At 61.9% G+C, this 3,796-nt stretch carries 4 protein-coding genes, 1 other RNA gene and 1 pseudogene; 4 read left to right on the top strand and 2 right to left on the bottom strand.

Translation table 11 applies throughout. The features are described from left to right. Positions 1-205, top strand: a pseudogene (locus tag AAC083_RS21995) (multidrug efflux MFS transporter EmrD); the annotation flags it as partial. A gap of 176 nt (positions 206-381) precedes the next feature. Here the strand turns inward: AAC083_RS21995 and ssrS are convergent. Then, positions 382-564, bottom strand: a non-coding RNA gene (gene ssrS, locus AAC083_RS21990) — 6S RNA. Between the two features lie 16 nt (positions 565-580). Beyond that, positions 581-913: a cell division protein ZapA gene (gene zapA, locus AAC083_RS21985; protein WP_042034444.1), complete on the bottom strand. Its 333-nt coding sequence runs from the start codon at positions 911-913 to the stop codon at positions 581-583. A gap of 173 nt (positions 914-1,086) precedes the next feature. On the opposite strand from zapA, the gene AAC083_RS21980 reads away from it, so the two are divergent. The 3 genes from AAC083_RS21980 to AAC083_RS21970 all read left to right on the top strand — a co-directional run. Further along, on the top strand, positions 1,087-1,656 hold the full coding sequence (locus AAC083_RS21980; RefSeq protein ID WP_042034443.1) for a UPF0149 family protein: 570 nt from the start codon (positions 1,087-1,089) through the stop codon (positions 1,654-1,656). A 201-nt stretch (positions 1,657-1,857) separates the two neighbouring features. Further along, entirely contained in the window at positions 1,858-3,084 is a 1,227-nt protein-coding gene (gene ubiH, locus AAC083_RS21975) for a 2-octaprenyl-6-methoxyphenyl hydroxylase (RefSeq protein WP_108537703.1), read from the top strand. A 97-nt stretch (positions 3,085-3,181) separates the two neighbouring features. Next, the coding region (locus AAC083_RS21970) for an FAD-dependent monooxygenase (RefSeq protein WP_181364858.1) at positions 3,182-3,796 on the top strand (615 nt) is incomplete at its 3' end.

The raw sequence follows: 3,796 nt of genomic DNA, 5'->3' as shown, positions 1-3,796 counted from the left end.
CCCGGGACAGGCGGGAACAGCCGGCGCGATCCTGGGTGGCATGCAGAACCTGGGGGCGGGGATAGTCACCCTGCTGGCAGCCTGCTTCCCGATGGAAGGGCAGGTGACCCTGGGGGTTATCATGACGCTCATGGTCCTGCTGGTGGCCCTGAGCTTTGCCTGGCTACGCCACCACGGCTCGCCTCACGAGCAGATGGCCGTCTGATCGTCTTCTGTCACAATGACAAGCCTGCCCTCATTGGCGGGCTTGTCATTGGCTCGATAGCCGGTGCCGCGTGGGCATCGACCGGGGGGAAATCTGAGCAGACAAGAATGCGCTGCGCCTTGGTAAACGGCAGGCAAAGAAAAAGCCCGTCATCTGGATGACGGGCTTTTTGCTGTTGGTACCCCGGAGATGCCGTTGCCGGTTTGGGCCCTTGAACCGTAGGTTCAAGGCGGGAATCGAATCTGACCGCAGGCTTCTCGGTCGTGCCGAGCATGCGCAATAGCCAGAAGGCCGATCCCCTGGTGGGTATGATTATCGGCTCGGGGACTTGAACCGGCTGACAAACATCCCAGGGAATTTTAAAACGGTACGCGATTAGGGCTGCAGGCCCTCGCCGCTGGATTCGCCATACTGTCCGTGCTCGATCAAGGCCGCTTCTATGGTGCGTTGCAGCATCTTGATCCGCTTGTCCATGGTCTCAGAGTATTGGTGATTCTTCTCTTTTTCAAGGCAGAGCTCATGGCAAAAATTGAGCGCGGCCATCACCGCCAGCTGTTCATTGCTGGAGACCTTTGAGCGTTGACGCAGCTCGATGAGTTTGTCAGTCAGCTGGTCGGCGGCCTGGCGCAGGGCATCCTGCTGTCCCAAGGGACAGGATACCTTGTAGGGACGTCCCAAAATGACGATTTCTACGGCCTCTGTGCTCATGCCTTCCTCAATACGGCGGTGCTGATTTCCGCCTTTATCCACGTGGACAACTGGGCGGGACTATATAGCGCAGATGCAGAAGTTTCAAGGCCTTGCTGGCTCTGGAAGGGGGAGAATGCTAGGATCCTGACCATTAATTTTGCATATTTGCCTGAACTTTGAGCGGATCTTCGATGAGCAAAACGAACCCCCTGAAATACACGGCCGTGGCCGACCTGATGGAACAGCATGAGCTGATGGCAACGGCGGTGGAGGCCCATGGTGTGATCTGTGGTCTCGTCTGCGGTGGCGTGGCACTGGATGACAAGAGCTGGCTGCCGCCCTTCAACGATCTGGTCAACGACGGTTTCGGCTTGCCGGCCCCGGTGCGCCAGGTGATGACAGATCTCTATCACGAGATAGTCGAGAGCCTGATGGCCCAGAAGGGCGTCGAGCTGCTGCTGCCAAGCGATGAGGCGCCGCTCGATGAGCGTATCGACTCGCTGGTGGACTGGTCACAGGCATTTCTGGCCGGGTTTGGCGTGGTGCAGCAGGAGCTTTCCAGGGCGTCCGAAGAGTTGCAGGAGATGATCCAGGACATCGCCAGCATCACCCAGGTCTCTGCCGAGTTCGATCAGGAGGATGACGAAAACGAAGCCTCCTTCCTGGTGCTCTACGAGCATGTACGGCTGGGGGTCATGATGACCTTCGAGGAGTTTGGCAAGCGTCCCGATACCCCGATCGCGCCGCCGACCTTGCACTGATGGCCCTTGCGACAGAAACAGCATAATACAACGCAGAGCGCCCTGGTGGCGCTCTGCTTTTATCCGGCCTGATGGAGATAAGCCGGGCATTTTTTCAACCAGATCATGGTCGTGACGCCGTTTTTTGCCCGTGGCTTCGCATCCCGGCCCCCCGCTTTGTGATAGCATGGGGCCACGTTTCCAGCTTCTTCCTCTCATCTCATGTCTCAATCTGATCTGGTTCATGTCGACGTGGCTATCGTCGGCGGTGGAATGAGTGGCGCCGTGCTGGCGCTCTCTCTTGCCGCGTTGCGAGGTGCCGACGGCGAGCCCCTGCAGATCCTGCTGCTGGAGGCGAGCGCCCCCGAGCTCAATGCCCATCCCGGCTTCGATGCCCGCGCCATTGCGCTCTCTGCGGGCACCTGTGATGCGCTGGCCCGTCACGGCCTCTGGCCTCGCTTCGCCCCTCACTGCACCCCCATCACCCAGATCCATGTCTCGGATCGGGGCCATTGTGGCCAGGCCAGGTTGTCGGCGGCGGAATATGGACTGCCTGCGCTCGGCCAGGTGATCGAGCTGTCGGCGGCCGGCATCACACTGCAACAGGGAATGGCGACCTGTCCTCACATCCATATGCGGTGCCCGGCCCAACTCTCGACCATTGAGCCGCTTGAGGAGGGCGTGACCCTGGTGCTGGCCAGTGGCGAGCGTTACCAGACCCGGCTGCTGGTGGCGGCGGATGGCGGTCACTCCTTCGTGCGTCAGCACTTCAAACTGCCGGTCACTCGTCACGACTTTGAGCAAAGTGCCATCATCGCCACGGTCAAGACCGCCGTGGATCCTGCCGGGCGGGCGTTCGAACGCTTCACCCAGGGGGGGCCGCTGGCTTTGCTACCGATGCAGGATGGGCTCTCTTCCCTGGTGTGGAGCGTCGGGCGGGATCAGACGGATGACCTGATGGGACTGGATGACACCGCCTTTCTCGCCCGGTTGCAGCAGGCGTTTGGCTGGCGGCTCGGCCGTTTCGAGCGATGCGGCCAGCGTCACGTCTATCCGCTGGTGCAGACGGCCACCGACTATCCGTTGGCTCAGCGCACCGTGCTGGTGGGCAATGCCGCTCACCTGCTGCACCCCATCGCAGGGCAAGGCTTCAACATCGGCATGCGCGATCTTGATCTGCTTGCCCAGGCGGTTGCTGGCGCGCTCGCGGTGGGGGAGGACATCGGCAGCTTTGCTGTGCTCAACGGTTACTGGCAGCGGCGCAAGGAGGATCAGGCCCGTACCATCTGGCTCACCTCCTCGCTGGCCCAGCTCTTCTCCAATGGCCACGATCCGTTGGTGGTGGGCCGCAACCTGGCGCTCTCCCTGATGGGGCGGCTGGCTTGCCTCAAGGCGCCGCTGGCCTCCCGTACCCTGGGGTTTGTGGCTGACGTGTGCCGTAGTAAATGAGGTGCGTCGCCCTGCAGCGGTCAAACGCGAATTGAAAGGGCTGATGCCAACGGGCGTCCCCTGCTGACCCGACGGTCAGCCACGAAAGGAACAGATGATGCAGATGCAAAACGTGGATGTGGTGATTGTTGGGGGCGGTATGGTAGGCCTGGGGCTCGCCGCCGCGCTCAAGGATAGCGGCCTCAAGATCGCCATCGTGGAGGGGCAGTTGCCCGATCCTGCGCTTGGTGACGTGCCGGACAACCGGGTCAGTGCCTTGAGTCTGGCCAGTCAGCGCATCTTGCAGCAGGTTGGCGCCTGGGCCGGGATCGAGTCACGCCGCCTGCAGCCCTACGAGAAGATGCAGGTGTGGGAGCAAGACAGCTTCGGCCAGATTGGCTTTGATGCCGCCGGTCTGCGCCAGGCGGCGCTCGGTCACATCGTCGAGAATCGGGTCATTCAGCTGGCGTTGCTGGAGGCGATTCTCGATGACAGTAACGGGGGGGCGAGCAACATCAGCCTGCTGAGCCCGGCCCGAGCCGCCAGCCTGCAAAGTGGCGAGGCGGGTTCGCTCCTGCTGCTGGACGATGGCAGCGCCCTGTCGGCCAAGTTGGTGGTGGCCGCCGATGGCGCCCACTCCTGGGTGCGCCGGCAGGCGGATATTCCGCTCACCAGCTGGGATTACGGTCATCACGCTCTGGTGGCGACGGTGCGCTGTGCCGAGCCCCACGAG

The sequence above is a fragment of the Aeromonas sp. HMWF014 genome (assembly GCF_963878295.1).
GTDB classification, from domain to species: Bacteria; Pseudomonadota; Gammaproteobacteria; order Enterobacterales; family Aeromonadaceae; genus Aeromonas; species Aeromonas popoffii.
This window is presented reverse-complemented; position numbering and strand designations above follow the sequence as displayed.

What these genes read in the sequence shown, in the direction of transcription:
- zapA (WP_042034444.1), bottom strand. Translation starts at nt 913, where the DNA reads ATGAGCACAGAGGCCGTAGAAATCGTCATTTTGGGACGTCCCTACAAG.
- AAC083_RS21980 (WP_042034443.1), top strand. Translation starts at nt 1,087, where the DNA reads ATGAGCAAAACGAACCCCCTGAAATACACGGCCGTGGCCGACCTGATG.
- ubiH (WP_108537703.1), top strand. Translation starts at nt 1,858, where the DNA reads ATGTCTCAATCTGATCTGGTTCATGTCGACGTGGCTATCGTCGGCGGT.